Raw genomic sequence first — 25,878 nt, 5'->3', positions numbered from 1 at the left:
AAAACCGTGGCCTCACGCGAATCGGAAAAACTCGGGCAAGGTCACAGAAGCATCGCTTTTGTGGCAGCGGGCAGATAGGTCGTCAAGCCGGGAGGGATTAGCTGTTTTCCTCATCGCCTGCCGGCTCTTCGGCGCCAAACGGCACCGCAAGCGAGCGGGCAAGGTCGTAGATACGGCGGCGCACGACGACATCGTCGAGGGAGGAGAAGGCGCGGGCGAGTTCAGCCGTGTCCGGCTGGCTCATCGGGTCGGCGTGATGGCTGAAGGAGGATTGCGAGCCTTCCGACAGGCCAAGCCCGGTGGCGCTGTCGATGCTGCTGAGCGTGCCTTCGGGCATGTCGTCGAAAAAGAAACTGACCGGCACGTCCAGCACCTGGCTCAGATCATAAAGCCGGCTGGCGCCGATGCGGTTGGCCCCGCGTTCATATTTCTGCACCTGCTGGAAAGTGAGGCCGATCGCCTCGCCGAGCTTTTCCTGGCTCATGCCCAGAAGGGTGCGACGCAGGCGTACCCGCGTGCCGACATGAGTGTCGACCGGATTGGGGGCAGAAGATTTGTTGCGTCCCAGCCCGCGGCGGCCCCGGCTCGAATTCTCCATCGTGCTTCCCCCAGTTTCAGGCCCTTTGGCAGGGCAACAGGCCGGAGCCGATGTGCTTTCGTCGCTGGGGCCGATGCCTTTTACCGGTCGGCGCGGCGCCGCCTTGCGGTGCCGATGCAGATCAGGGTCAAGATAATCGTTGCAACCCAGAAGAGAGTATCTCCGGCGGATTGATAAAGGGTAGGCTGCAAGAGGGCCTCTGGCAAGTCTGCGTCCAGCGGGCCGGTTGCGCCAAGCGGTAGAGAGGCGAGGATACGGCCGGCGGGATCCACCACCGCACTGATACCGGCATTGGCAACACGCACCAGCGGCAGGCCGGTTTCAATGGCGCGCACACGGGCGATACCGAAATGCTGGTAAGGGCCGGCACTGTTGCCGAACCAGGCATCGTTGGTGATGTTGAGCAGCCAGCGCGGTGCGATCGGCCCGGGCGCTGTCACGGCACCGGGAAAGATTGCTTCATAGCAGATGAGCGGGCTGAAGGGCGGCACACCGTGCATCAGCACTGTGGCCGGGCCGGGACCGGAATGGAAGTCGCTGAGGCCGGCGGCAATGGCGCCAAGCGGCAGGATGTCGCTGAAGGGCAGGTATTCGCCAAACGGGACAAGATGATGCTTGTCATAGGCCGCGGCCATCAGCCCGAGATCGTCAACGGCAAAGAGGCTGTTGTAGAAAATTGGCTTGTCGCCCCCGCCCGGCAGCGGCTGCCGTTCGACACGGGGGGCGCCGACGATGGCGTATCCGCCGGGCGGCACCGCTGCGGCGATTGCCGCCCGGCGGGACGGGTCAGTATCGACGGTTCCGGTAATGGCGGTCTCAGGCCAGATGGCGACGTTCGGCGCCTTCTCGCCAGCCGCCGGTGGCTGGGCCATGCGCTTCAGATAATCGACGAAGAAGCGGTTGGCATTGGCGGCCTGCCATTTTTCGTTCTGCGGAACGTCCCCGGGCACCAGGCGCAGCCGCATGTCAGGGACGCTGGCAACCGTGCCGATGGCGGAAAGGCGCATCTCGCCGCCGATGCCGATCATGGCCAGCGCGGCGATGCCGAGGCCGATGGCGCCGAGGGCAAGGCGCGGCCGCCACCACAGCAGCAACGCCGGGGTGGCCGCTGCCAGAACGGTGACGAGGGAAAGGCCATAGATACCGGTCCAGGCCGTCAGCTGCAGGACCGGCAGGATGCCGCCCCAGCTATAACCGGCCAGGTTCCAGGGAAAGCCGGTCAGCGCGTGGCCTCTCAGCCACTCGGTGGCTGCCCATGATGCGGCGAAGGCGATGACGCGCAGGCCCGTACGCGGCACGGCAAAGGCTCCCACCAGCGCAAGGCCGGTAAAGAGCGCCATCAGTGCCGGCAGGCCGGTGACGGAAAAGGGCAGGAACGGCCAGTCCTTGTCGAAATCGACGAGGATGGCGAAGGTGACCCAGTAGAGGCTGAGGATGAAGAAGCCGAAGCCGAAGCTCCAGCCGAGAGCGAAGGCGCCGCGGCGCGTCTTCACCCCTTCCAGCAGCCAGAGCAGCCCCGGAAGGGTGATCCACCAGATGGGGAAGGCATAGACCGGTGCCATCGAGAAGGCGCTGAGAAGGCCGAGCACCAGAGCCATGCCGGCACGGCGCCAGGGCGGCAGCGCGCCCAGCCACAGCGCCGCCCCACGCAGCTTTTCCAGCATTCGGATCAGTCCTTTTCCCCGGTGCGGGAAGTAAAGCTTTCGGGCAGGCGCAAGCGGACCCGCTTGATGCGCCGGGGGTCGGCATCCAGAACTTCGAATTCGATGCCGCTCGGCTCGTGCGTCAGCAATTCGCCGCGGGCCGGGACCCGGCCGGCAATCGCGGCGACGAGGCCGCCGATGGTGTCGATTTCCTCGCGTTCTTCCTCATCAAGGAAAGGACCGAGCCTTGCCTCTACATCCTCCAGCGCCACACGGGCGTCGAGCACCAGACTGCCATCCGGGCGCTGGACCATTTGCGTGGTCGGCGCGCTGTCGTGCTCGTCATTGATGTCGCCGACGATCTCTTCCATGAGATCCTCGATTGTCACCAGCCCGTCGATGCCGCCGAACTCGTCGACCACCATCGCCATGTGTGTCCGGCTGAGGCGCATGTCCAGCAGCAGATCGCTGACCGACATGCTGGGGGCTACGATAAGGACGTTGCGCAGAAGATCGCCCGGCTTCTTTGTCCGCGCCGGGTCGAGCAGGGCCGCCATGGCGTCCTTGATATGGATGAATCCCAGTACGTCATCGAGCGTATCGCGATAGACCGGCATGCGCGAATGGCCCACGGTCACGAAGCGCCGGGCAAGCGCCTCGATATCGAGCCCGTCCTCGACAGCGATGATGTCCGCGCGGGGCACCATCACATCCACCACCGTCAGGTCGTGGAGCTTGAGGATGTTGGTGAGCAACAGACGCTGCTCGGCATCGATGCCGCCCTCGGACTCGAGCGTGTCGCCAATCAGCTCCTCGATCGATTCTCTCAGATCGTCGTTGCTGCGTTTGCCACTGACGAGATTGCGCACCCAGCTTGCCAGCTGGTGCGCGAGGCTACTTTGGTCGTCGCCACCGGAACCTTCGTCCGGTCTCTCGGCGGTGGTCACGCCCTCGCGGGTGGCAGGAAGCGCCACAGGCGAAGGCTCACTGCGATCTTGGCTCATCATCCTCTTCGTCGGTGTCATCAAGGGAAAAGGGCATGGCGTAGGGGTTGGAAACCCCGAGGCCCGCCAGAATCTGGGTTTCGCGGGTTTCCATCTCTTCGGCTTCCGCCTCTTCCAGATGGTCCCATCCCAGGAGATGCAGCACACCATGCACAACAAGATGCATGGTGTGGTCATGCAGGGGTTTGGATTGCTCGGCCGCCTCGCGGGCGATGGTCTCCAGCGCCAGCACGATATCGCCAAGCGCCGTCGGGCCTTCACCGCTACCCGGCATCTCCTCGCCCTCGGTGAGGGCGAAGGAGAGCACGTTGGTCGGTTTGTCCTTGCCGCGATAATCGCGGTTGAGGGCCTGAACGACCGCATCATTGGCCAGCACCACCGACAGTTCGGTGCCGAGGCCATTCAGGGCAGAAGCCGGCAGCCGGTCCTGGCTTGCTTCCAGCGCCGCAAGCGCGGCGATACGGATCAGCCTTTCAGCGTCCGGCAGGGCCTCGTTCCAGCAGTCTTCCTCGACGACGATCGCCAGATCGATATCGAGATCGCTTGCCGGCCTGGGCGGCAGAGGGGAAGCGGGGTCAGACATCGGCGTTCGGTATTTCGCGGTCGCTTTCGTCATAGGCGCGGACGATGCGTGCCACCAGCTCGTCTCGCACCACGTCCCCGTGCTGGAAATGAATGAAGGAAATGCCATCCACCCCGTCAAGGATGCGCATGGCCTCCTTGAGGCCGGAGACGGTACCGCGCGGAAGGTCGATCTGGCTGGTGTCGCCGGTGATCACCATGCGGCTGCCCTCGCCCAGACGGGTCAGGAACATCTTCATCTGCATGGCGGTGGTGTTCTGCGCCTCGTCGAGGATGACGAAGGAGTGGGCCAGGGTACGGCCGCGCATGAAGGCCAGCGGCGCTACTTCGATCTCGCCGCTTTCCATGCGCTTGGCAACCTGATCGGCGGGCAGCATGTCGTGCAGCGCGTCGTAGAGCGGACGCAGGTAGGGGTCGACCTTGTCCTTCATGTCGCCGGGCAGGAAGCCCAGCCGCTCACCCGCTTCCACTGCCGGGCGGGAGAGGATGATGCGCTCGACGGCGCCGCTGACGAGGGCGGAGACTGCCTGCGCGACGGCGAGATAGGTCTTGCCGGTGCCGGCCGGGCCGATGCCGAAGACCATGCGATAGCGCTGCAACGCCTCGACATAGGTCGCCTGGCGCGGCGAGCGCGGTTCGACGGTGCGCCGGCGGGTGCGGATGGCAAGTTCGCCGGGAGCGCCCGTGCCATTGACGGCGGGACGGGCGGGGGCACCAGCGGGCGGGCGCGGAGCAGGTTCGGGCATATTGAGGCTCATGCGGATGGCGGCATCGATCTCGCCCGGGCCGATCTCGGCGCCGCGCAGCAATTTCTGCCACAAGCTTTCAAGAATGCCCTGCGCCATGGCGACGGACTCGGCGTTGCCGCTCAGCGTCACGGTGTTTCCCCGCGAGCCGATGCTGACGCCGAGCTGGTGTTCGATGCGCGCCAGATGGCGGTCATGCTCACCATAAAGGAAGGGCAACAGGCGATTATCGTCGAAGCTCAGCGAAACGCTGGCTTCGGGTCCACTGCCGGCCGTGGGGCGCGATGCGTTGGTGATCAAGCCGTCTCCCGATGGGCGTTGGCTGAACCGGCTGCATCGTGATGCGCTAAAGCGCTGTCTGCCGTCACGCTTTCTCCCGTCACAAGGCTGCCGGTCAGGCTGTTGGCGGTCGCATGCTCAATATGCACAGCGGCAATCTGCCCGTGAAGCCGTTCGTTGCCTTCAACATAAACAGACTGCATGTGAGGCGATTTTCCGATGAGTTGCCCCGGCTGTCTACCCTTGCGGTCGAAAAGAACCGGCTGGATCGTGCCGATGAGCGCCCGGTTGAAGGCATTGGCCTGATCGTTGAGCAGTGCCTGCAGGCGTTGCAGCCGCTCGGCCTTGACGTTTTCCTTGAGCTGGCCGGGCATGGAAGCCCCCGGCGTGCCGGGGCGGCGCGAATAGGCAAAGGAGTAGGACTGGATGAAACCCACATCGCGCACCAGCGCGAGCGTCGCCTCAAAGTCCGCCTCGCTCTCGCCCGGAAAGCCGACGATGAAGTCAGAGCTGAGCGCAAGGTCTGGCCGGGCGGCACGCAGCTTGTCGATGACGGTGCGGTACCAGGCAGCGGTGTGCTTGCGGTTCATCGCCTCGAGAATGGCGTCCGAGCCGCTTTGCACCGGCAGGTGCAGATAGGGCATGAGCTGCGGGACATCGCCATGGGCGGCGATCAATTCGTCATCCATGTCGCGCGGGTGCGAGGTGGTGTAGCGGATGCGCTCCAGCCCGTCGATTTCCGCCAGTTCACGGATCAGCCGGCCGAGACCCCATTCGCTCCCGTCCGCGGTTTCGCCGTGATAGGCGTTGACGTTCTGGCCCAGCAGGGTGATCTCGCGGGCGCCGGCGGCAACAAGCCGCCGCGTCTCGGCAAGAATTTGCGCGGCAGGGCGTGAGTATTCGGCACCGCGTGTATAGGGCACGACGCAGAAGGTGCAGAACTTGTCGCAGCCTTCCTGAACCGAGACAAAGGCGCTGCTGCCGCTTTCGGTGGATTCTTCCGGCAGGTGGTCGAATTTCGATTCCACCGGAAAGTCGGTGTCCATCACCGTCTTGCGCAGGTCGCCGGCAGAAGGCCGACCGACCGCCCTGGCGACCATTTCCGGCAGGCGATGATAGGTCTGCGGTCCGAACACGATATCGACCATCGGCGCGCGCCGGGCGATCTCGTCGCCTTCAGCCTGCGCCACGCAGCCGGCCACCGCGATCAGCACATCCTCCTTGCCCTCGGCAAGGCGCCCGTCACGGATGGGGCGCATGCGGCCCAGTTCGGAGAAAACCTTTTCCGCCGCTTTTTCCCGGATGTGGCAGGTATTGAGGATGATCATGTCCGCTTCTTCAGCACTGCCCACGGTGCTGTAGCCGAGCGGCGCCAGCACGTCGGCCATGCGCGTGCTGTCATAGACATTCATCTGACAGCCCCATGTCTTGATGAACAGCTTCTTGCCGCCCTGGCGGGCAGGGGCGGAAGCGGCTGCCGTCATCGCGGCGGGGGTATCGTTACCTTCACTCATCGGGCACTCACCGGGGCATGTGCCGCACCTGGGCGGGCGAACATGCACTCTTTATTATACTAGGGGCGGCGCCCAGCTTCTGGGCGGACCGGTCCGGATCATATGACAAAAGGCCGCGAGGTTCCGTGATGGAAACCTCGCGGCCTTTTAAAAGCCGGTCAGATAGAAGGTGAGGGAACGCCGGTTCGTCAAGTGCCGAAACGGCAAGTTGGCCTCAGCCTGTCACCGTGATCTGGCTTAGTCGCGGCTGCGCGCGCGGGTACCAAGGCCGATTTCCTTGGCCAGTTTGCTGCGCTGTTCGGCATAGTTCGGAGCGACCATCGGGTAGTCTGCCGGCAGGCCCCAACGCTCCCGGTACTCTTCCGGGGTCATGTTGTAGGCGGTCTTGAGGTGGCGCTTCAGCATCTTGAGCTTTTTGCCATCCTCGAGGCAGATGATGTATTCCGGGGTCACAGACTTCTTGACCGGCACGGCGGGCTGCAGGCGCTCGGGCTCGCGCACCGGTTCCTTGCCGAGATTGGTCAGGGTGGTGTGAACCTGCTCGATCAGCAGCGGAAGATCGGCAATACCCACGGTATTATTGGACACATGCGCAGCGACAATCTCCGTCGTCAGCGCCAGCAGATCGTTCTGCGTGGTCTCTTCGCTCATTTACTTGCTCCTGGTGAATTCCTGACCGGAAATTAGATGAGTTTATTGGCCTTGGCAATGATCTGGTAAGTCTTCGGAAAAAAGACAAGGATTTGCCGGAATGACTAACGACAAAAACGCCTATTTTCTCGATATTACGGCTGAAATTTGCCCGATGACCTTTGTTCGTACGAAGTTGCTTATAGAGCGGATGCCTGCCGGGAGCGTCTGTGAAGTTCTTCTCAAAGGAGAAGAGCCGTTAACAAATGTTCCGGCATCAGTGGCTGAACTCGGCCATCAGGTTGTTTCGATTGAAAAACTCGATGAACGTGCGGATGAAGAAGCCATATGGCGCCTTGTTGTCCAAAAAAAGGACAATTTTAGTTAAAGGTCACGGGCCAGTACGAGAGCATCAACACGGCCGCCGGATCGCTCATAATAGGATTTGCGCCGGCCGACTTGAAGGAAACCGGCCTGATCGTAAAGCGCGATCGCTGCCGGGTTGTCGGCGGCCACTTCCAGAAACAGTCGGGTGACATTGCCTTCGCGCAATTGCGCCATTGCCGCCTCCAGTAACAGGCGGCCGGCGCCTCGACGGCGCGCTGCAGTCATGACGCCGAGGGTCACTATTTCCGCTTCGCCGGCGACTTCGCTGAGGAGAATGAAGCCGATTTCCTGTCCTTCCGACGCGGCGACAAGACCAACGGAAGTAGAAAGGGCAAGAAGGTCGGAAAATTCAGTCTCACTCCAGCCGTGTTCGAAACAGCCGGAATAGATCCGGGCGAGCGTGCCGGCATCTGCCCGGCCAGCCCGGCGGAGCGAAAGGCTCACCCCTGACCTCTTGCGGCAGCTGGTGCGGCCTGCGGCATAGTGACATCCGGAGCGCGCAGATAAAGCGGCTGCGGCGGCAAGGTATGTCCGCCTAGAAGCTGTGCGCAGGCGACGCGCGCGGCAACGGAAATATCGAGCGTGGCCGCCACTCGTGCTTCCAGCCAGTTTCGGTCCGGCACGGCAGCTCTCACGGCGGCGGCGGCACTGCCGGCAAGGTAAAGCGGGCCTGCGGGAAGCCGGGCCACCATCGCTGCAACCGGCAGGGCAAGCGGCTCCGTCAGGGTCCCTCCGGCGGCATCAAAGGCCTGGAAGAACGGTTCCTCGCGGCGTGAATCAAGCGCGATCAGCAAGGGATGGGCGCTAGTTATGCCCGAGAGCATTTCGCGAACGATGTCGAAGGCATTGAGGCCGATAACCGGGATGGAAAGGGCAAGGCCCAGCCCCTGTGCAGCGGCCAGCCCGACCCTGAGGCCGGTAAAGCTGCCGGGCCCGGCGACGACGGCAATCGCTTCCAGCCCGGCGCCGGCGATACCGCCGGCTGCAGCGAGCACACGCTCGATTTGCGGCATGAGCGCTTCGGCATGGCCCCGCTTTAGCGGCAGGGTCTCGGCAGCCAGAATTCTCGCGCCGGCGCCGGCAGCGATGTCGCTGGCCAATGCCGCGGCGCAGGTCTCGCCGGAAGTGTCGATGACGAGCACGCTCATGCCGTATAGGGTTTCCCTGTCCTGAAAATTCCTGCGGCGCAGGTGAGGGGGTACCGGATACCGCCGTCTGCCGTCTGGCCGCAATGCTGGGAGTAACACCCTGGATGAGTCTGGTCGAGATCAAGCCTGAGGTCCTGGGGGTAACGCTCGATCTTGTTTATGCCAGTGCGGCCAATGTAACCGGCCGGCCGCTTTATCGCCGTCAGGCCGGTTATCTCCACATCGAGGCCGCAACGGCGCTCGGCCGGGCGGCGCAGATGGCGCTGCGCCTCGGTTATCGCCTGCGTCTGCTCGATCTGTTCCGGCCGGTAGAAGTACAATGGTTGCTGTGGGAGTTTTGCCCGGACCCTGCCTTTGTCGCCGACCCGCGCAATGGAGGGTCGGCCCATGCGCGCGGTGTGGCCGTCGATCTGACGCTGGAACACGCGCTCAGCGGTGAGCCGCTCGACATGGGCACGGCGTTCGATGATTTTTCCGCCCGTGCCGGCCATGGCGCAACCGGGCTGGCACCGGAGGCCGAGCGTAACCGGGCGCTGCTGGCCGGCATAATGGCTGCCAGCGGCTTCTGTGCCCTTGCCAGCGAGTGGTGGCACTACCAGCTGCCCGATGCCGGTCGTTATCCACCGCTCAGTGACAGCGCCGCGGCTACCAATCTTGTGCCTGAGAGGGCAGTATAACCGGACCAGATCGCTGCTGGCGGCGCGGGAAGGGCATAATGTTGTGGCGTGCTCGCAACAATATGATCACCGCTGTGGTCGTAGCCCCCCCTGTTCCCCTTGGCCCGAGGACGCCGGCACGTTAGAAATCGGGCCACGGGAAGCGGCATAACGGCCAGAAGGCACCGCCTCCAGCTACAGTTCCGGATCTGCGTGCCGGAAGGAAAGCGCCGACTGACGATGACATCGCCCCTGCCCCTGCGCGCTGAACGCGCCTGGCCGACATATTCCCGTCGGCCGAGGCACCGTCGCCGTTTTGCCCGTCTGCGCGCCCTGATGTGGGCGGCGCTGATGGTGCCGGGCATGGCGCTGGCGGGGATGGGTAGTGCGCGGGCATCCGTGCTTGACGATGCGCAGGCGAGCCACGCCGTGGTTTTTGCCTATGTGCGGGTTGGTGACGATGCGCGGCCGGAACTTTCCGTTACGCTCGACCAGTTCGAGGAACATCTGCAGGAACTGAAGGCCGGCAATTATAATGTCGCCCGGCTGGATGATGTGGTCACGGCCCTGCGCGACGGCATGCCGCTGCCGGACCGCACGGTGGTATTGACCTTCGATCTTGCGCACCGCGCCTCGATGCAGCTTGCCGTACCGCGGCTCGAGGCCGCCGGTTTTCCTTATGCCGTCTTTGTACCGCCCGCTCTCGTCGATGCCGGCGGCGAGCAGGTGATGAACTGGGACGAGTTGCGGGCTCTCAAGGCGCGCGGCGCGGTCATCGGGCTGCAGACCATCAGCGTCAACGATCTTGCCCATACCTCGCTTGACCGCATGCAGGCCGATCTGGACGACGCCATTCGGCGGTATCACGAGGAATTCGGCAGCGACCCGCAGCTCTTTGCGTATCCCTTCGGCGAATATTCGCTGGCGTTGCGCGATCTTGTCCGTAGCCGCGGCCTCACCGCCGCCTTCGGCCGGCAGTCCAGCGTCGCTTTTGCCGGCGACGATCTTTTCGCGCTGCCGCGTTTTCCGCTCAGCGGCAATTTCGCCGGCATTGATCGTTTCCGCCTCGCGGCCGAAGCGTTGCCGCTCCCTGTCAGCGATGTAACGCCGCGTGACCCGGTGCTGGTGGCGGAGAATCCGCCCAATATCGGCTTCACCTTGCCGGACGCTCTCTCCGGCGTGGAGCAACTGGCCTGTTTCGCCTCCGGTCAGGGGCGCACCGAGCTGAACTGGCTTGGGGATACCCGCGTCGAGATCAGGCTGGCGGAACCGTTTCCGCCGGGGCAGGCGCGTATCAACTGCACCATGCCCACCGATGACGGGCGCTGGCGCTGGTTCGGACGGCAGTTCTTCATCGCCGGGCCGACCGACGTCGGCATGCTGATGACGCCCTAAGCAGCGGGCCCGGTGCTACAGCCCTTCCGGCATCAGCCCGGCCGGCACTTCCATCAGGAAGGGCCCGTCCGTCCATAACAGGGCGCAGCGCACCGGCTTGCCGGGATAGATGCGGCTTACCAGCGTGCGATAAACGCCCAGCTGGCGCAGATATTCGCCGGCTACACCGCTGACCTCGCGGGGCGGGGGGCGGTTGGTCTTGAAGTCGACGATCAGGACCTGATCGTCGCTGACCAGCAACCGGTCGATCTGGCCGGAGATCACCCGGTGGCCGACAACACCGGTCAGCGGTACTTCCGCCCGGCTGCCGGGGCCGAAGATGGGGCCGAAGACCGGATCGGCCAGCACCGCCAGCGTCTCCGCTACCATCTGCTCCTGTTCGGCGGCAGAGAGGCGGTGAACGGGGCGTGCCAGATAGGCGGCTGCTGCCGCACCCCGGCGGGCCTGGGGCAGGTCCGGGAGTGTTTGCAGCAGGCGGTGGATGAGCGTGCCGCGCTGGAAACGATAACCGTCACTGCCTTCCAGCGGCGACCGGGCGGCGGGTTCTTCTTCATCCGGCTTTGACGGGGCGAGCGGTTTGGGCGGCGAGAGTTCCTGCAGCGGCGGGCGGGTTAGCCACGCCGGTGCCGGCGGCACCGGCGCAGCCGCCTCTTCCTCCCGCTGGCTGGCCGAGGCCGTCCGGCTTTGCGGGTGGCTTACGCGCAGTATCTCGCCGCTCCAGCCCGGGATGGCCGCAAGCGCCGCTGGCGGAAGCTCACCCCGTGAAGCGGCTTCGCCTGTTACCAGCTTCTCAAGGCAGTCTTTGACCAGTGTGTGCCAGCAATCGGCGGGCGCAGTGCGGTTCGTGGCATAACCGCAGACATAAAGCCGGTCTTCCGCGCGCGTCATCGCCACATAAAGCAGCCGGCGATACTCCTGCTGCTGGCGCAGGTCATGATCCTGGCGCAGCCGCCGCGTCACCTTGCTGTGGCCGGAGGAGCGGGCAACCCAGAGCGGGACCCTCGGGTCGCCTTCCCCATGTGGCCAGAACAGGCGCTGCTTGCCGTTGAGCGGTGTAGAGAGCGTGTCGGGCATGAAGACAATGGGGGCCTGAAGCCCCTTGGAACCATGCACGGTCATGATGCGGACCATGCCGCTGCCGGCGCCTTCCTGCTCGCGCTTCAGCTCGGTGTCGCCGGTTTCCATCCAGTGCACGAAGGTTTGCAGGGCCGGAGGGTGCGTGCGCTCGAAGGCGAGCGCCTGGGCCAGGAATTCATCGAGCGGCTCTTCCGCCTCGGCGCCGAGGCGGCCCAGCATCGCCCGGCGGCCGCTGATGCTGTCACCCGGGCACGGCGCACTCAGGATGCGGGCAAAAAGTTCGAACGGTGTCGAGAAGTCAGCCCGGCCGATAAGGTCGAGCAGCCAGTCAGCGGCGGGCGCCAGCGCCGCCTCCTCGGCCGCGCGCTTTTGCAGCGCGGCCCACAGGCCAGTCCGGCCATGCCGCTGCAGGCGATCATAAGCGATGTCGAAAAGCGCCTCTTCGCTGAGCCCGACAAGGGGGCTCTTGAGCAGCGCGGCGAGGGTCAGATCGTCATCCGGCAGCAGCAGGAAGCGGGCAAGCGCCAGCAGGTCCTGCACCGCCAGCGAGGCGGAAAGCGATAGCCGGTCGGCACCGGCTACCGGCACGCCGCGCTCCTTGAAGGCGCGCACCAGAGCTTCGACAAAGCTGTTGCGACGGCGCACCAGCACCATGATATCGCCTGCAGCGATCGGCCGGCCCCGGGCCGGCAGGATTTCCCCGCGCGCCAGCCAGTCTGCAGCCGTCGCGGCAATGGCGCCGGCCAGCTGGGCCGCCGGCTGCACCCGATGCTCGACGGAAAGGGCCGGCTGCCACAGGTCGCTGGCGTCACTCTCCTGCGGCTCGACAGGAGGCCATAGCTCGACAAGCCCGGCGTGACCGGAGCGGAACGGCCGGTGGCGCACCGTTTCGTTGTCTTCCAGCACGCCATTGCGGGCGGTGACATCGTTGAAGAGTGCATCCACCACCGCCAGCACGGCGGAGGTCGAGCGGAAGGAAACTTCCAGCGTAATCCGGTCCCATTTCTGCTCGGCCTCATCAATCCGGCGGGCGAAATGGTCGCGCATGCGGCGGAACTCGGCCGGGTCGGCACGCTGGAAACTGTAGATCGACTGTTTTTCGTCACCGACGGCGAACAGGGTGCGTGGCCGCTCTCCGGAGCTCTCGCCGGTAAAGAATTCCTCGGCAATCAGCCGCACGACGCGCCACTGGTCGGGATTGGTATCCTGGGCTTCATCGACAAGGATGTGGTCGATGCCGCCGTCAAGCTTGTAGAGCACCCACGCCGCCATTCTGGATTGTTCCAGAAGCGCAATGGTGCCGAGAATAAGGTCGTCATAGTCGAGCAGGGCCTTGCGGCGCTTGTGTTGCTCGTACCCGTCGAGGGCGCGTGCCGCGAGCGTAAAAAGAGCAGCGGTATCGGCGGCGCACTCTGCGGCAGCCACCGTTTCGGCAAGCCGCTCCAGCCGCTCGATCTCCCGAACCAGCACCTCCTCGATCTCCGGGAAGGCTTTGACGGCCCCGGCAGTGGCAAGGCGTGCGCGTCTTTCGCCTGCGGCGGTAAAGAAGATGTCCCGATATCCGGCCATGCCGGCCGCGCGCCGGGCGGGGTCGGCGGCAAGCCAGTTGGCGAGCGAGGCAGCACGGTCCTTGTCGGTTTTGGCGCCGGCTTCCAGCGCACTCATCGCCTGCCGCAGCGACGGACCGTCAAAGGCCGTATCCTTGCAGGCCGCCAGAAGCAGCGCTTCGATATCGGTCCCGGGCGGAACATCAAGAGCCTCTTCGGCTGCCCGGATCGCTCCCTTGAGCCCGCCATTGGCTTCCAGCATGCGGTTGAAGCGGCCGCGCTCGCTGGCAAGCTCTGCCAGCAGTTCGGCAAATTCGCCTTCGCCCAGCCGTGCCGTCACGCGGGACAGCGCGTGGCCGACCTCGCCATCGGGCTCAAGCCGGGCCTCATGCAGAACGGCGGCGATGGCGCCGGCCATCGCCTCCTCGGCGCTGCGCGTTTCCATGAGGCCGAATTGCGGGGCGATGCCGGCCTCCACCGGGAAGCGGCGCAGCAGCGACTGGCAAAAGCTGTGCAGCGTCTGGATGTTGAGGCCGCCGGGCGTATCCAGCACTTCGGCAAAAAGCCGCCGGGCGCGATCCCGTTCGGCAGCATCCGGGCGGCCGGCACCGGTCAGATCGGCCAGCTGCAGCTCCAGTTCGGCCTCGGCCATGGTCGACCAGTCGGCAAGCCGCTGGGCGAGACGGTTTGCCATTTCGGCCGCCGCGGCACGGGTAAAGGTCAGGCACAGGATGCGGTCGGGCCGGGTGCCGGCCAGCAGCAGGCGCAGAACGCGGTCGGTCAGCACCTTGGTCTTGCCGGTGCCCGCGGAGGCGCCCACCCAGACAGAAGTGACCGGATCGGCCGCCCGGCGCTGCTGGGTAGAGGCTTGCAGTCCGGGGGCTTCAGCGTCCGCAACGGGGATCATTTCGCCATCGGAACTCATGGGCTTTCCGTCAGGCTCCATTCAGCGACACGGGCTAGATGCTCATAATCGGAGTAGCGCGGCGCATGCTCCGGCCTCGGGCGGGAGAGGTAGGGCATGGCTTCCTGATCGAACTCGGCGATCAGCCGGAGCAGGCCGTCGCGTGCCATTTCGATCAGCATGCCGATCTCTGCCTTTACCGGTTGCTCCTTGCCAGCCGGATCGCGGCCGGAAAGATGCCAGTAGGCGAGGGCGCCGACTTTACTGCCGGCGGCTATACCCTCAAACGAGCCCATTTCGGCAATCAGGCCCAGCAGCGGAAGCTGGGGTGCTGCCCCGGTGCGCACGGCTGCGTCCGTTGGCGGCTGACCGGTCTTGTAATCGATGATCTCAAGGCTGCTGTCCGCGCGGTGCCGGTCGATACGGTCGACGCGCCCGTAAAGCTCGAAGGGGCCAACGGGGCCGGCGAGGGTGACGCTGCCCTTGACCTCGGTGGCGAGGGGGCGGGCATGTTGCCGCCGCTCCTGCTCCGTGGCGAGGAACCAGGCGGCGACGGCCTCGAAGCGCGGCCACCAGAAGGCACGCACTTCCGGCCGGGCCAGCGCATCGCCAAAACAGGCGCGCCCGATGGCGGTGAGCTTTGCCAGCGCGTCCGGCGGCAGGCTGTCGCCATGTTCGCGAACAAAGAGATCAAGCGCGGTGTGGATGAACTGGCCACGTTCGGCAGCACCGGGATCAGCATCGATATCATCGAGCGCGGCCAGCCCCAGAATGCGGCGGGCATAAATGGCGTAAGGGTCGCGTTGCCAGGTTTCGATTTCCGTGACCGACAGACGGCGCGGACGGGCCGATACCGGTGGTTTCGGTGTTGGCGGCAGGCAGGGCCGCACGATCTCCGGCGTATCCATAGCGGCGGCCCAGGCCGGCCAGCGTGGATCGGCAAGCGACGACAAACTGCTGCCCAACCCTTTCAGCACCGTATCGAGCCGCAGCAGCCAGCGTGCCGGTACCGTTGGCACACCATCGACGCGGCGGGCGCGGGAAAGATAGATGGCCGGGCCAGTGGCGGCGGCGACAAAATCATGGGCGGCGCGGCCAACCCGCGCTTCGGGCGATGGCAGGCCAAGCTGGCGGCGCATGGTGCGCGACAGCCAGGGATCGGCTGCTGCCAGTGGCGGCCAGCTGCCCTCATTAAGGCCGCCAAGCACCATGATGTCCGCCTGCTGCAAACGGGCTTCCATCGGCCCCCAGATAAAGAGCCGGGGATGTTTGCCGAAGGGCTGACGCACCGAGATGCCGGCCATGAAGGTGGCGAGCATGGCGGGGTATTCGCCGCCGGAAATGGCAGGGAACTCGGCGACGGCTTCAATCAGTTCGGCAGCGAAACGGGCAGCAGTAAGCCCGTCCTGCCCGCGCCAGAGCCTGTCGGGACCCTGTTCGGCATCACTGGCGGCCAGCGCTTCGGCGGCAGCCAGATGGGCCCGCAGGAAGTGGGCGAACGGGATGGGTGGGCCGGTCAGGATGGCAGCGAAACCGGCAATGCGCCGGTCAAGGTCAGAGAGAAATCGGGCAAGATCCTCTTCCTGCGCCTGATGCTCTCCCGGCGTCGTCGTGGCCGTCAGCGCGGCCAGCAGGCCTTCCATACCCGGCGCCGGGCGGGGGCCGCGCAGGATGCGCCGCTCCAGCTGGCGCAGGCGGCGGCGAAACCGGTCCGGGGCAAGGCCGCAGGCGGCAAAAGGATGCTTGAGGGCCGTCAGCAGTGGAATCGGCGCGCAGCGCTCCAGCACCATGTCCGCCGTCAGGGTCAGGAAAGCCCCGGCCGGGGTTTCTGCCAGCGGCTGGCCGGCACTGTCATCGACATCAAGGCCCCAGCGGGCAAGCTGGCTGACGACGCGGCGGGCCAATGTACGGTCACGGGTGACGAGCGCGGCGGTCTGTGCCGGACGCTCCAGCGCTTCGCGCAGGATAAGGGCGATGGCGCCGGCTTCAGTCTGGGCATCGGCGCATTCGATAAAGCGCAAGCCGTCGGTCGCCGTATCAAGGCTGGTGGCGAGCGGGCTTCCGGCCAGCTCCCGCCAGCTTTCGGTGGTTGCCGCCGGGCGCAGCACTTCCGTCCACAAGGCCTGTCGCCAGGGCATCGGTACCAGCGGCCAGCTCGATTGCCAGTCCTGAACCGCCCCGCGCTGAATGCCGATCCGCTCCAGAGTCCGCCGAAGATCGTGCTGCGGGTGGCTTTCTTCCGCCACCTGCCAGCTTTCTTCATCCATCTCCCGGTCAAGACCGGGCAGCACCACCTGTCCCTGCGGCAGGCGGGCGATGACGGCAAGCAGGGCGGCTGTGGCCGGAACCGAGCCGGTAATACCGGCCGCGATCACCGGCCCGTCCGGCGGGGTCTGGCGCCAGCGTTCGGTCTGGGCCTCCAGCACGGCATTGCGCCAGGCGGCAGGGTCCTGCACGCCCTCCTCGGCGAGGATGGCGGGCCAGACGGAGATGATGACATCGAGGAAATGCAGCGTGCGTTGCCAGTGCTCGGCGAATTCATGCTCCTTGGGCAAGAGGCCGGTCAGCACATCCGGCGTCAGCCCTTCGGTACCAATCTCGTCCAGCAAGCGGGCAAGCTCGCCAGCGAGGCCAGCCGCCTGCGCCGGGCCGGCTGCGAACTCGTCTCCGGCACGGGCGATGAGGGCCGTCAGCAGAATTTGCCGGCGCAGCGGGCTGATGGCGGGCACCAGAGATCCGTCATCCGCCATTTCGCCATCGCCGGTCAGCGACAGTTCGTCGGCATCCAGCTCACCCACCGGCACCATGCGGGGCAGCAGCAGCGGGGCGCCGTCGCCTTGCCGCAGAAAGGCTTCGCGCAGGGCACGGCAGGCACGGCGGGTCGGTAGCAGCAACGTCAGGGCGGCGAGCGCTTCCGGCGCGTCGCCCCAGCGGTCGCGGATACCGGCGGCCAGTACATCGGTAAAGGGAAGCCCTGGCGCGACAGTAAAAACCTGCGCCGCCGGCTGGTCCGGTCCGGGTGTCACGTAAGCCCGTCCAGATCGGCCTGGCTCAGCGAGCCCGGAACGATGGTGACGGGGATACGCAGCCGGCTGATGGTGCGCGGCAAGGCCGAGACCAGCGGCCCGGGCGAATCGCCAGTGGCTGCTGCCAGCACCAGGATGGAGATGCCCGGCTCTTCCTCGATCAGCTTCATGATGGCCGTCAGGCTTTCGCCCTCGCGCACGTAGACCACGGGCATGCGGCCGACGATCTCCTGCACCAGTTCGCCCCAGCGCGAGAGCACCTGCTCGGCTTCCTGCCGGCGCTCTTCACGCACCAGTTCCTCAACCGCCATCCACGGGCCGGGTTCTGCCGGTTCTGTGACATAGAGCAGCGCCACACGGCCGCCGGAGCGGCGGGCGCGCAGGCAGGCATATCGCAGGGCGATCGCCATTTCTTCGCTGTTGTCGACAACGACCAGAAAGGTGCGCTCCCGGCCGGGGGCCGGGGCGGCGGGCGGCTGGGTTGCCGCTGGCTGCTGTTGGGGGTCCTGCATGAGGTGGGCTCCTACCGGGTTCCCTGCTCGACGGCAGGGCGCTGGAGATTTTGTTTTTTTATATAGGGTTAATGGCTTCGTCCGAGCGGCCCGGCATTCACGGGCGCCAGGATCATACCTTGCGGAAGGGCAATGTCGCCACCCAGCCGGCGATGACCGAGCCGATGACGGCCAGCGTGGCGTAGATCAGGGCGTGGTAATGCGCGAACTCTGAAATCTCGGCGCCCATGCCGGTCTTGCCGACGGAAAGCGGGGTTGTCTCCGCATTCACGATCTCTCCGTCGGAGATCAGATAGACCTGCACCTGATAAAGACCGGTCGGCACGTTGGCGGGAAAATAAATGGTGGTGCGGAAGAGCCTGTCTCCCACGAAGCGAACCGTACCGCCTCGTTCGGGATAGAGGCCGAGCTGCTGGCGCTTGCGCACCAGCGCATCATGGAAATTCGCGACCTCTTCCCGGGACGGCTTGCTGTCGGAGGGAGGAACGGCAAAGCGCAGATTGTCGATGCCGATCCCGTTTCGGGCCAGCGAGCGTTCAGACATCAGCTGCTCGAGCGGAGCGCTGGCGGCGACGGCGTAATAGGAGGGCACGTCGTTAAAGGTAACTTCGCCGCGATTGAGCCAGATGCCACCAGCCTGTTCCTTGCGGCGCACGACGGTGTCTTGCGGCGGCCCCTGCACCGTCACCACCACATCGCCCTTGCCTTCGGTCGTACCGAACAGCACCACGCTGGTGCCGGTAAAGCCGGTGGAGATGGCAATCAGATGCTCGGTCAGGTCTGCGATCAGCGCCTGTGCTCCAGCGGGGCCGGAGGCGCTGAGGCCAAGCGCCGCGAGGCCGGCCAGCATCAGGGGGCGCAGCCCTCTCATGACGGTCGCTCCAGCGTTTCGATACTGTAAGGATCGTGCGGCGGCAGTACGAGATCGAGCCCCAGCTTCAGGGCAACGCCCAGAATGAGGATGGCGAGCAGCATGCGGGCATGTTCACCGCGCAGGGCGCCGGCGGCACGGGTTCCGAGCTGCGCGCCGATGACGCCGCCCGCCATCAGCAACAGGGCGAGAAGTCCGTCCACCGTCTGGTTGATGGCGGCTTGCAGCCAGGCTGCGATGGCGGTGGTGAAGATAACCTGCAGCAGCGAGGTGCCGGCGACTACGCTGGCCGGCATGCCGAGCAGATAGATCATTGCCGGTACCAGCAAAAAGCCGCCGCCCACACCCATGACCGCTACCAGCAAACCGATGACGAAGCCGATGCCGGCCGGCAGCAGGGCGCTGATATAGAGAAGGCTCTTGGGAAAGCGCATCTTGAGCGGCAACGCCCGTACCCAGGCGGCGTGATGCAGCCGGTTGCGCGACGGCCTGCCCTTGCGGCTGCGTAGCAGCGAGCGCAGCGCTTCCCACATCATCAGGGAGCCAAGCGTGCCCAGCAGCACGAAGTAGCTGAGCGAGATCAGCAGGTCGATATGACCGAGCCGCTTCATGAGGGCGAACAGGCCGACGCCCATCACGGTCCCCAGCGAACTGCCGCAGAGCATGACCAGCGCCATGCGCACATCAACGTTGCGGCGGCGCCAGTGCACCATCACGCCGGCAACTGAAGCACCGATCAGCTGATTGGCCTGCGTGCCCACGGCAACAGCCGGTGGAATGCCGATGAACATCAGCAGCGGCGTCATCAGGAATCCGCCGCCGACCCCGAGCAGCCCGGACAGGTAACCGACCCCCCCTCCCATCAGCAGAAGATAGAAGGCATTCACGGAGATCTCGGCGATCGGCAGATAGATCTGCATGGGCGGGCGTATCCGGCGCGACGAGATGTTGGATCGTGAGTCGCGCTGCCATCCGGGGGCGGGATGGCAGACCCGCCAAATCACGAAAACAGATTTTCTATCCGTAGCTTACACAGGTGAGCGGAAAGCCTGCCACAGTAAATTGGCGGGTTTTCCTGCCTATTATTGTTTATTCCTGCGGCGCTACCTCGGCTGGCCGGGAGATCTTGATCCAGGCCAGCAGTGCAGCCAGCGCCGGAGCCAGGGCAAAGCCGCCAAAAAGCAGCGGGCCGACATGGCTGGCCGAGGCCACCGAAATGCCCTCGCCAAGGCCGGCGGCGTTGGCAATCAGGCCGGAGATCGCGGCGCCAAAGGCAGCACCCAGAAATTGCATGACCTTGATGGCCGACCCGGTAACCGATTCTTCCCCCGGCCGGGCCGCGGCCAGGGTGATGTTGGTGAGATGGGAGAAGAAGAGCCCCATGCCGATGCCGTTCCCGGCGATGGCGACGGCCAGCAGCCAGAGCGGCCCGGAGACAAGTAGCCCGGCGATGGAAAGCGAGCTGAGTGCCGTTACCGGCGGGCCGATGGCCAGCAACAGACGGACGCCGCGCGGAGAGGCGCGGGTAATCAGCAGCGCAACGACGGTCCAGCCGAGTGCCTGCAGGGCGGTGATGTAACCGCCGACCACAGCCGGAACGCCATAGAGCGTCTCCACCATCAGCGGCGTGTAGAGATTGTTGATGGCCGTGGCCATCGACATCAGCAGCACGATGCAGTTGCCGCTGCCGACGGCGCTCATGGGAGACAGTGCGCCGGTGGGAAACAGCCGGCTGCCTGCACTTTGTCCGTCGCGGCGCAGGGTTAGGGCGAGCAGGAGGATGGCGGCGGCCACGCAGGCGATTGCCGTCGGCAGCGAGGGCATGTTGGCGCTGAGGCCACAGACGAGAATGGCAAGGCTAAGCAGCAGCAACCTGCGCCAGGGCAGGCGTCCGGTGCCCGGTTCGCCATCACCCGATGGCAGGAGCCGGCTGGCAAGGGCCAGAAAAAGGAGGGTCGCGGCCACTTCGGTCAGGAAGGCGCCGCGCCAGCTCCACAGGTCGGCAAAGCCGCCGCCGAAAGCCGGCCCTACCAGTGCCGCAGCACCCCAGACGGCGGAAAGCAGCGCCATCTGGTGCGGCCACAGGCGCGGCGGAAACAATGTGCGCAGCAGCGCATAGGCCAAGGCCCCGATCGCGCCGCCGCCAAGCCCCTGGAAAAAGCGCCCGGTCAGGAACACTGCCATGTTGGGTGACAGGGCGCAGGTGAGCGTGCCGCTGAGCATGACCAGGGCGGCAAGACAGTAGGCGTTGCGGCTGCCCGCCCGCTGCTTCAGCAGGCCGGCCGAAGATGCGCCGACGATGGAGGAAACGACGAACAGCAGGCTGGTCCAGGAATAAAGCGCGATGCCGCCGATATCCGCCACCACGCTGGGCAAGGCGGCGGAAACCAGAAACAGGCTGACGGCATGGATGGCAGTGCCGCCATCCAGCACCAGCGTGTAAAGGCCGGTGCGGCCGGTAAAGGCCTCTTTCCAGCCCGTGCTGGCCGTGTGCTCGAAATCCTGCATCGTGCTTCCTGCTTCTTCCCGCCGGGGAGCCCGGTTTATCGGCCGGTCAATCGGGCCGGGTTATTCGCTCCACCAGGCATTGTCTTCAATGCCGTAGATGGAGGCGGTTCCGGTGGAGTGCAGTCGTTTGACGTGGGCGACACGGTCCGTCGGCACATAACCCCAGGGCACCACCAGCCACTCACTCATCAGGATGCGGTCGAGCGCGTGGGTGGCGGTGACAAGATCGCCGCGGGTGCGGGCATTGGCGATAGAGCCGGCGATGGCATCCACCGCCGGGTTCTTGAGGCCAGCCCAGTTACGCGATCCCTGCGAATCGGCGGCGGCGCTGCCGTGGTAGCGGTCAAGCTGCTCGGTGCCGGGGGAGAGGGAGTTGAGCAGGCGGTTCACCAGCACGTCGAAGTCGAACACGTTGACGCGCTGGGTAAAGACGCTGCTGTCCGCGCGGTACGGGCGCAGCTCGATGCCGAGGCGGCGCAGGGCATTGGCCCATTCCAGGATCACCGGCTCATCGGCGCCGTCGGTATAAAGCACCTCAAAGCTGAAGGGCTTGCCCTCGGCATTTACCCGGCGCCCGTCCTTGACCGTCCAGCCGGCCTCACTCAGAAGCTTGTCGGCTTCGCGCAGATTGAGGCGCTGGCCGCGCGGGCCGCTGCCATCGGTTTTAGGCTGCTCGATCATCGGGCCGAAGGCGGCTTCCGGCAGATCAGCCTTCCACGGGGTCGTCAGCGCCAGTTCACCCTCGCTCGGGCTGCCGCTGGCCGCGAGGTCGGAGGCGGCAAACCAGCTGTCGAGGCGTTTTTGCGCGCCGTGGAAATAGCTGCGGTTCATGAACTCGAAATCGAAGGCAAGATCGAGCGCCTGCCGCACCCGGATATCCTTGAAGAGATCGCGCCGCTGGTTGAGGAAAAAGCCCTTCATCCAGGCAGGATGTGCGTAGGGAAATTCCTCCAGCACGATCTGGCCGGAGGTGACGGACGGCACATTATACTGGCTGGCCCAGCGGTCCTCGTCCACCTCGCGGCGATAATCATAAGAGCCGGCAAGGAAAGCCTCGAGCGAGACCGTTGCGTCTCTGTAATAATCGTAGCGGATGGTCTTGAAGTTGTTGTAGCCGCGCATGACCGGCAGGTCGCGGGCCCAGTAATCCTCTACCCGCTCATATTCGACATAGCGCCCTGCTTCCAGAGACTTGACCTTGTAGGGGCCGGAGCCGGTGCGCGGCGCCAGGTAGGTTTCCTCAAAGGGCAGGGCCTCCCACGCATGGCGGGGCAGGATGGGCAGCCCGCCCATCAGCAGGGCCTGCTCGCGGCTGACGCCGGGCTGGAAGGTAAACTTGATGCCATTGTCGCCGAAGCGGGTGACCTCTGCCACGCGGCCATAGGCGGCACGTTTGCCGGGCGTGCCATTGTCGCGCTGGATTTCGAACGACCAGATGACGTCATCAACGGTGACCGGTGTGCCGTCCTGGAAGCGGGCTTCCTTGCGGATGGTAAAGGCGATCCAGCTGCGATCTGCCGGCACTTCGACGGTTTCGCAGACGAGGCAGTAGAGCGAATAGGGCTCGTTCCAGTTGCGCGCCATCAGGGTGTCGAACTGGGTAACCGCGCCGCCTGCCAGATTGCCGCGCACGGTAAAGGGGTTCAGCGAATCGAAGCTGCCAACCACGCCGTACCGCACCGTACCATCCCGCGGTGCGTCCGGATTGACCTGCGGGAAGTGGGTGAAGTCCGCTGGCATGGCAAGGTCGTCATGCATGGCGATGCCGTAGGAGACCATGCCGCCATTGGGGCCGGTCGTCTGCGCCGCGACCGGTTTCGCCGCAAAAAGTGCCGGGACCAGCAGAAGGCTGAAAGCGGCGCCGAGGGCGAATTTTCTGCGGTTGACCGGCATTACGAGGCCCACTCCCCTTATTCTTTATTTCCTCAAGGCCGGCAGTGTGGTCGGCCCGGCTTCAGGCGACAAGTCCCCTTGCCATCTCTGCCGGTTGCGGCGTGCGGGCAGCCAGCCGCCGCAGCGCTTCGCCCACCAGATAGAGCGAGCCGCTGACCAGCACGCGCACCGGGCCCTTGCCGGCCTCGCTGGCCACAAGGGCCTCAAGCGCGGCTTCAAAGGAAACGGCTGCCCGGGCACCGGAGAGGGCGGCGAGATCGCAAGCCGCGCGGATCGGCACCGGGGCAGGGAAATCGACGAAAGTCAGGCTGGAGGTCTGCCGGACCAGCCCGCCCAGCAGCGAGGGGTCGCGGTCGCGGCTGAGGCCGGCGATGACATGGAGCGGACGGTCCGCCCATTCGGCATCGGCATGGGCGGCCAGAACTTCCAGCGCTTCCGGGTTATGGGCACCGTCAAGCCAGAGTTCCCAGTCCGCCGGCAGGCCGGGGACGTGGAGGAAGCGTTGCAACCGTCCCGGCCAGCGCACCGCGGCGAGAGCACGGCCAATGCCCGCCTGGTCCGGCAGGCCAAGGCCGGTGTGGCCCCGGCTCTCCAGCGCGGCGAGGGTTGCAAGGGCGGTTGCCGCGTTCAGGTACTGGTGCCGGCCGGCGAGCGCCGGTGGCGGCAGCTCGAGTGCAAGCCCGGCGAACTGGAAGCTCCAGCGCCCGTCCACGCGGATATGCCAGGCGTAGTCTTCACCGCCCACGAGGGCCGAGGCGCCGAAAAGACCGGCCTCGGCACGCAGGACGTCGAGGGCCTCGGCCGCCTGGCCGGAGGAGACGATGAGCGCGGCGCCGTCCTTGAAGATGCCGGCCTTGTGATGGGCGATCTCGGCAAGGGTGGAGCCGAGAAAGGCCTGGTGGTCATGTCCGATGGGGGTGATGACGCAGGCGGCGGGGTTTTCGATGATGTTGGTGCAGTCGCCGCGCCCGCCCATGCACACTTCCAGAAGCAGCACATCGGCCGGCACGCGGGAGAAGGCCAGAAAGGCGCAGGCGGTCAGGAACTCGTATTCCGTCAGCGGACGCCCGGCATTGACCGCTTCCACCTCATCGGCAAGGGCAGCCAGTTCTTCCTCGTCGATGATGCTGCCGGCGAGCGTGATGCAGTCCGCCCAGCCGGTGATCGGCGGGGAGGTGAAAGCGTGTACGCGCTTGCCCTGTTCTTCCAGCAGAGCCTTCAGGATCGCCTGGGTCGACCCCTTGCCGTTGGTGCCGGCAATGTGGATCACCGGTGGCGTGGTGCGGTGGGGCGCGCCAAGTTCTTCCAGCAAACGCAGCAGGCGGTCGAGATGCAGATCGATTCGCCGGTCATAGGTGGCGCGGATGCGCTCCAGATGGGCAGTGATTGTCATGAACTGTTCAAAATCCGATGAAACGGCGATATCGCTCTGCGCGCCATGCGGTGCAGGAGGCCCCTTATAGCGGCCATACCTCTAGCCGCAAGTGGAGGTCAGCCTGACCCTTTGGAACCTTGGCAGGAACAGGCATATGGGTCGATTATGGAAGCGACATGACAGTGGGCTGGATAGCCGGCCCGGAGTTTAGCCAAGATGCAGCACCCCGATACCGCCTCCATTGTAACCGGCCTGCCATACTATGTGTGTGAGGCACGTGACGGCGTTTTTGTGCCGGTGCGCGGCTTCTCCAATTTCGAGATCGCCAAGATCGAGGCGCGGTTGCGCAGCGGCCTTGGCATGACCATCGGCGTTGCAACCAGCGATGCGACTCTGCGCGAAAGCCGCAGCCTGCTGGCCTGGTACAAGGATGGTATGGAACTGCCGGTGCCGCGTGCCCGCATTGCACGCCCGCAGAATCGTGGCCTGTCCCGCCGCATGCGCCTTGTCGGCCTTGTCTGCGGCGCCGCGCTGCTGGGCGCCGGTCTTGCCATCGCGCTGCTGCGGATCGTCTGACCTTCCGGTCCGGAAAAGGACCAGGGCAAAAATCAAAAAGGGCCGGGAAATTTCCCGGCCCTTTTGTTTTGCATGCCTTTTGATCGTCGGATCAGCCGGCCGGCTTTGCCTTGCGGGCCGCCTTGTCGGTGCTGAGCTGCACCACTTCGGCCGGCGGGCGCTGGCGCATCAGCAGGTCGAGCAGGCGGCCGAGCACCGTCGGCAGTTCGTGGCGGGTGGTCACGATATCGACCATGCCATGTTCGCGCAGATATTCGGCGCGCTGGAAGCCTTCCGGCAGCTTCTCGCGGATGGTTTCCTCGATCACGCGGGCGCCGGCAAAGCCGATCATGGCACCGGACTCGGCGATGTGGATATCGCCCAGCATGGCGAAGCTGGCGGTCACGCCGCCAGTGGTCGGGTCGGTCAGCACCACGATGTAGGGCAGACGCTTGTCCTTGACCATTTCCACGGCAATCGTGGTGCGCGGCATCTGCATGAGGGAGAGGATGCTCTCCTGCATGCGCGCGCCGCCGGAGGCCGGCACGACCACGAGCGGGCATTCCTGCATCACGGCCAGCTTGGCCGCCGTCACCAGCGCTTCGCCAACGGCGGTGCCCATGGAACCGCCCATGAAACTGAAATCGAAGGCGGCAACAATGGCGTGGGTGCCCTTGATGGTACCGCGTGCCACGATCATTGCGTCCTTGCGGCCGCTGGAGGCCTGCGCGGCCTTCAGGCGGTCGGAATAGCGCTTGAGGTCGCGGAACTTCAGCGGGTCCTGCGGGACGTCCGGCAGTTCCACCTCGTCATAGCGGCCCTCATCGAACATCAGCGCCAGACGCTTGGCGGCATCGATGCGCATGTGATGGCCGCAATGCGGGCAAACCTGGAGATTCTCTTCCAGTTCGCGGTGATGGATCTGGGCCTCGCAGCCGGGGCACTTTACCCACAGGTTCTGCGGCACATCTTTCTTCACCCACGCGCTGATGCGCGGACGCACAAAGTTAGTCAGCCAGTTCATGAGG

At 65.4% G+C, this 25,878-nt stretch carries 22 protein-coding genes; 4 read left to right on the top strand and 18 right to left on the bottom strand.

All coding sequences use genetic code 11. From position 1 onward, the window contains the following. Nucleotides 1-97: 97 nt before the first annotated feature. The 7 genes from QTL98_RS00665 to QTL98_RS00635 form a co-directional block, all read right to left on the bottom strand. Nucleotides 98-598, bottom strand: a complete 501-nt coding sequence (locus QTL98_RS00665; protein WP_510637511.1) for a helix-turn-helix domain-containing protein — start codon at nt 596-598, stop codon at nt 98-100. Nucleotides 599-678: 80 nt separating this feature from the next. Continuing rightward, a complete protein-coding gene (gene lnt, locus QTL98_RS00660) occupies nt 679-2,262 on the bottom strand; it encodes an apolipoprotein N-acyltransferase (protein WP_445680310.1) in 1,584 nt (527 codons plus the stop codon). 5 nt (nt 2,263-2,267) lie between these two features. After that, entirely contained in the window at nt 2,268-3,215 is a 948-nt protein-coding gene (locus QTL98_RS00655; protein WP_445680309.1) for a hemolysin family protein, read from the bottom strand. A 10-nt stretch (nt 3,216-3,225) separates the two neighbouring features. After that, nucleotides 3,226-3,828 carry an rRNA maturation RNase YbeY gene (gene ybeY / locus QTL98_RS00650; RefSeq protein WP_445680308.1) on the bottom strand — a complete coding sequence of 201 codons (603 nt, stop codon included), beginning with the start codon at nt 3,826-3,828 and terminating at the stop codon, nt 3,226-3,228. Beyond that, nucleotides 3,821-4,873 (bottom strand): PhoH family protein, encoded by a 1,053-nt coding sequence (locus tag QTL98_RS00645; RefSeq protein ID WP_445680307.1) that lies wholly within the window; start codon nt 4,871-4,873, stop codon nt 3,821-3,823. Before QTL98_RS00645 ends, ybeY begins: the two co-directional genes overlap by 8 nt. Further along, entirely contained in the window at nt 4,870-6,264 is a 1,395-nt protein-coding gene (miaB, locus tag QTL98_RS00640) for a tRNA (N6-isopentenyl adenosine(37)-C2)-methylthiotransferase MiaB (protein ID WP_510637600.1), read from the bottom strand. The genes QTL98_RS00645 and miaB overlap by 4 nt, the downstream gene beginning before the upstream one ends. Nucleotides 6,265-6,603: 339 nt before the next feature. Continuing rightward, nucleotides 6,604-7,017, bottom strand: a complete 414-nt coding sequence (locus QTL98_RS00635) for a Ros/MucR family transcriptional regulator (RefSeq protein ID WP_445680305.1) — start codon at nt 7,015-7,017, stop codon at nt 6,604-6,606. 100 nt (nt 7,018-7,117) lie between these two features. Here QTL98_RS00635 and QTL98_RS00630 point away from each other — a divergent pair, with 100 nt between their 5' ends. After that, nucleotides 7,118-7,384: a sulfurtransferase TusA family protein gene (locus tag QTL98_RS00630; RefSeq protein ID WP_445680304.1), complete on the top strand. Its 267-nt coding sequence runs from the start codon at nt 7,118-7,120 to the stop codon at nt 7,382-7,384. Here the strand turns inward: QTL98_RS00630 and rimI are convergent. Together rimI and tsaB are read right to left on the bottom strand one after the other, a co-directional pair. Further along, nucleotides 7,381-7,827: a ribosomal protein S18-alanine N-acetyltransferase gene (rimI, locus tag QTL98_RS00625; RefSeq protein ID WP_445680303.1), complete on the bottom strand. Its 447-nt coding sequence runs from the start codon at nt 7,825-7,827 to the stop codon at nt 7,381-7,383. The two genes, QTL98_RS00630 and rimI, sit on opposite strands and share 4 nt — an antisense overlap. Next, on the bottom strand, nt 7,824-8,531 hold the full coding sequence (gene tsaB / locus QTL98_RS00620) for a tRNA (adenosine(37)-N6)-threonylcarbamoyltransferase complex dimerization subunit type 1 TsaB (RefSeq protein WP_445680302.1): 708 nt from the start codon (nt 8,529-8,531) through the stop codon (nt 7,824-7,826). The genes rimI and tsaB overlap by 4 nt, the downstream gene beginning before the upstream one ends. A gap of 104 nt (nt 8,532-8,635) precedes the next feature. Between tsaB and ddpX the strand changes: the two genes are divergently transcribed. Beyond that, nucleotides 8,636-9,208: a D-alanyl-D-alanine dipeptidase gene (gene ddpX / locus QTL98_RS00615; protein WP_445680301.1), complete on the top strand. Its 573-nt coding sequence runs from the start codon at nt 8,636-8,638 to the stop codon at nt 9,206-9,208. Between the two features lie 219 nt (nt 9,209-9,427). After that, nucleotides 9,428-10,582 (top strand): polysaccharide deacetylase family protein, encoded by a 1,155-nt coding sequence (locus QTL98_RS00610; RefSeq protein ID WP_445680300.1) that lies wholly within the window; start codon nt 9,428-9,430, stop codon nt 10,580-10,582. Between the two features lie 15 nt (nt 10,583-10,597). Here QTL98_RS00610 and addA read toward each other — a convergent pair whose 3' ends face one another. From addA to QTL98_RS00570, 8 genes are all read right to left on the bottom strand, one after another. Beyond that, nucleotides 10,598-14,131 carry a double-strand break repair helicase AddA gene (gene addA, locus QTL98_RS00605; protein ID WP_445680299.1) on the bottom strand — a complete coding sequence of 1,178 codons (3,534 nt, stop codon included), beginning with the start codon at nt 14,129-14,131 and terminating at the stop codon, nt 10,598-10,600. Then, nucleotides 14,128-17,136: a double-strand break repair protein AddB gene (gene addB / locus QTL98_RS00600; RefSeq protein ID WP_445680298.1), complete on the bottom strand. Its 3,009-nt coding sequence runs from the start codon at nt 17,134-17,136 to the stop codon at nt 14,128-14,130. The genes addA and addB overlap by 4 nt, the downstream gene beginning before the upstream one ends. Further along, a complete protein-coding gene (locus QTL98_RS00595) occupies nt 17,133-17,648 on the bottom strand; it encodes a universal stress protein (protein WP_445680297.1) in 516 nt (171 codons plus the stop codon). The genes addB and QTL98_RS00595 overlap by 4 nt, the downstream gene beginning before the upstream one ends. A 112-nt stretch (nt 17,649-17,760) precedes the next feature. Beyond that, the gene (locus tag QTL98_RS00590) at nt 17,761-18,519 is read right to left on the bottom strand and encodes a TIGR02186 family protein (protein ID WP_445680296.1); all 759 of its coding nucleotides are present in this window, start codon (nt 18,517-18,519) and stop codon (nt 17,761-17,763) included. Beyond that, the gene (locus QTL98_RS00585; protein WP_445680295.1) at nt 18,516-19,439 is read right to left on the bottom strand and encodes a sulfite exporter TauE/SafE family protein; all 924 of its coding nucleotides are present in this window, start codon (nt 19,437-19,439) and stop codon (nt 18,516-18,518) included. Before QTL98_RS00585 ends, QTL98_RS00590 begins: the two co-directional genes overlap by 4 nt. A 169-nt stretch (nt 19,440-19,608) precedes the next feature. Then, the gene (locus tag QTL98_RS00580; RefSeq protein WP_445680294.1) at nt 19,609-21,027 is read right to left on the bottom strand and encodes an MFS transporter; all 1,419 of its coding nucleotides are present in this window, start codon (nt 21,025-21,027) and stop codon (nt 19,609-19,611) included. A gap of 60 nt (nt 21,028-21,087) precedes the next feature. Then, entirely contained in the window at nt 21,088-22,920 is a 1,833-nt protein-coding gene (locus QTL98_RS00575) for an extracellular solute-binding protein (protein WP_445680293.1), read from the bottom strand. A gap of 61 nt (nt 22,921-22,981) precedes the next feature. Then, nucleotides 22,982-24,313 (bottom strand): bifunctional folylpolyglutamate synthase/dihydrofolate synthase, encoded by a 1,332-nt coding sequence (locus QTL98_RS00570; RefSeq protein WP_445680292.1) that lies wholly within the window; start codon nt 24,311-24,313, stop codon nt 22,982-22,984. A gap of 198 nt (nt 24,314-24,511) precedes the next feature. Between QTL98_RS00570 and QTL98_RS00565 the strand changes: the two genes are divergently transcribed. After that, the gene (locus QTL98_RS00565) at nt 24,512-24,871 is read left to right on the top strand and encodes a hypothetical protein (protein WP_445680291.1); all 360 of its coding nucleotides are present in this window, start codon (nt 24,512-24,514) and stop codon (nt 24,869-24,871) included. 91 nt (nt 24,872-24,962) lie between these two features. Here QTL98_RS00565 and accD read toward each other — a convergent pair whose 3' ends face one another. Next, nucleotides 24,963-25,874, bottom strand: coding sequence for an acetyl-CoA carboxylase, carboxyltransferase subunit beta (gene accD / locus QTL98_RS00560; protein WP_445680290.1), 912 nt, complete (start codon nt 25,872-25,874; stop codon nt 24,963-24,965). Nucleotides 25,875-25,878 lie beyond the last annotated feature (4 nt).

The sequence above is a fragment of the Radicibacter daui genome, assembly GCA_030657355.1.
Taxonomy (GTDB): domain Bacteria; phylum Pseudomonadota; class Alphaproteobacteria; order Radicibacterales; family Radicibacteraceae; genus Radicibacter; species Radicibacter daui.
The sequence above is the reverse complement of the archived record's forward strand: the minus strand, read 5'-3'. Positions and strand labels throughout refer to the sequence as shown.

What these genes read in the sequence shown, in the direction of transcription:
- QTL98_RS00665 (WP_510637511.1), bottom strand. Translation starts at nt 598, where the DNA reads ATGGAGAATTCGAGCCGGGGCCGCCGCGGGCTGGGACGCAACAAATCT.
- lnt (WP_445680310.1), bottom strand. Translation starts at nt 2,262, where the DNA reads ATGCTGGAAAAGCTGCGTGGGGCGGCGCTGTGGCTGGGCGCGCTGCCG.
- ybeY (WP_445680308.1), bottom strand. Translation starts at nt 3,828, where the DNA reads ATGTCTGACCCCGCTTCCCCTCTGCCGCCCAGGCCGGCAAGCGATCTC.
- miaB (WP_510637600.1), bottom strand. Translation starts at nt 6,264, where the DNA reads ATGAATGTCTATGACAGCACGCGCATGGCCGACGTGCTGGCGCCGCTC.
- QTL98_RS00635 (WP_445680305.1), bottom strand. Translation starts at nt 7,017, where the DNA reads ATGAGCGAAGAGACCACGCAGAACGATCTGCTGGCGCTGACGACGGAG.
- QTL98_RS00630 (WP_445680304.1), top strand. Translation starts at nt 7,118, where the DNA reads ATGACTAACGACAAAAACGCCTATTTTCTCGATATTACGGCTGAAATT.
- tsaB (WP_445680302.1), bottom strand. Translation starts at nt 8,531, where the DNA reads ATGAGCGTGCTCGTCATCGACACTTCCGGCGAGACCTGCGCCGCGGCA.
- ddpX (WP_445680301.1), top strand. Translation starts at nt 8,636, where the DNA reads ATGAGTCTGGTCGAGATCAAGCCTGAGGTCCTGGGGGTAACGCTCGAT.
- QTL98_RS00610 (WP_445680300.1), top strand. Translation starts at nt 9,428, where the DNA reads ATGACATCGCCCCTGCCCCTGCGCGCTGAACGCGCCTGGCCGACATAT.
- addA (WP_445680299.1), bottom strand. Translation starts at nt 14,131, where the DNA reads ATGAGTTCCGATGGCGAAATGATCCCCGTTGCGGACGCTGAAGCCCCC.
- QTL98_RS00595 (WP_445680297.1), bottom strand. Translation starts at nt 17,648, where the DNA reads ATGCAGGACCCCCAACAGCAGCCAGCGGCAACCCAGCCGCCCGCCGCC.
- QTL98_RS00590 (WP_445680296.1), bottom strand. Translation starts at nt 18,519, where the DNA reads ATGAGAGGGCTGCGCCCCCTGATGCTGGCCGGCCTCGCGGCGCTTGGC.
- QTL98_RS00585 (WP_445680295.1), bottom strand. Translation starts at nt 19,439, where the DNA reads ATGCAGATCTATCTGCCGATCGCCGAGATCTCCGTGAATGCCTTCTAT.
- QTL98_RS00580 (WP_445680294.1), bottom strand. Translation starts at nt 21,027, where the DNA reads ATGCAGGATTTCGAGCACACGGCCAGCACGGGCTGGAAAGAGGCCTTT.
- QTL98_RS00575 (WP_445680293.1), bottom strand. Translation starts at nt 22,920, where the DNA reads ATGCCGGTCAACCGCAGAAAATTCGCCCTCGGCGCCGCTTTCAGCCTT.
- QTL98_RS00570 (WP_445680292.1), bottom strand. Translation starts at nt 24,313, where the DNA reads ATGACAATCACTGCCCATCTGGAGCGCATCCGCGCCACCTATGACCGG.
- QTL98_RS00565 (WP_445680291.1), top strand. Translation starts at nt 24,512, where the DNA reads ATGCAGCACCCCGATACCGCCTCCATTGTAACCGGCCTGCCATACTAT.
- accD (WP_445680290.1), bottom strand. Translation starts at nt 25,874, where the DNA reads ATGAACTGGCTGACTAACTTTGTGCGTCCGCGCATCAGCGCGTGGGTG.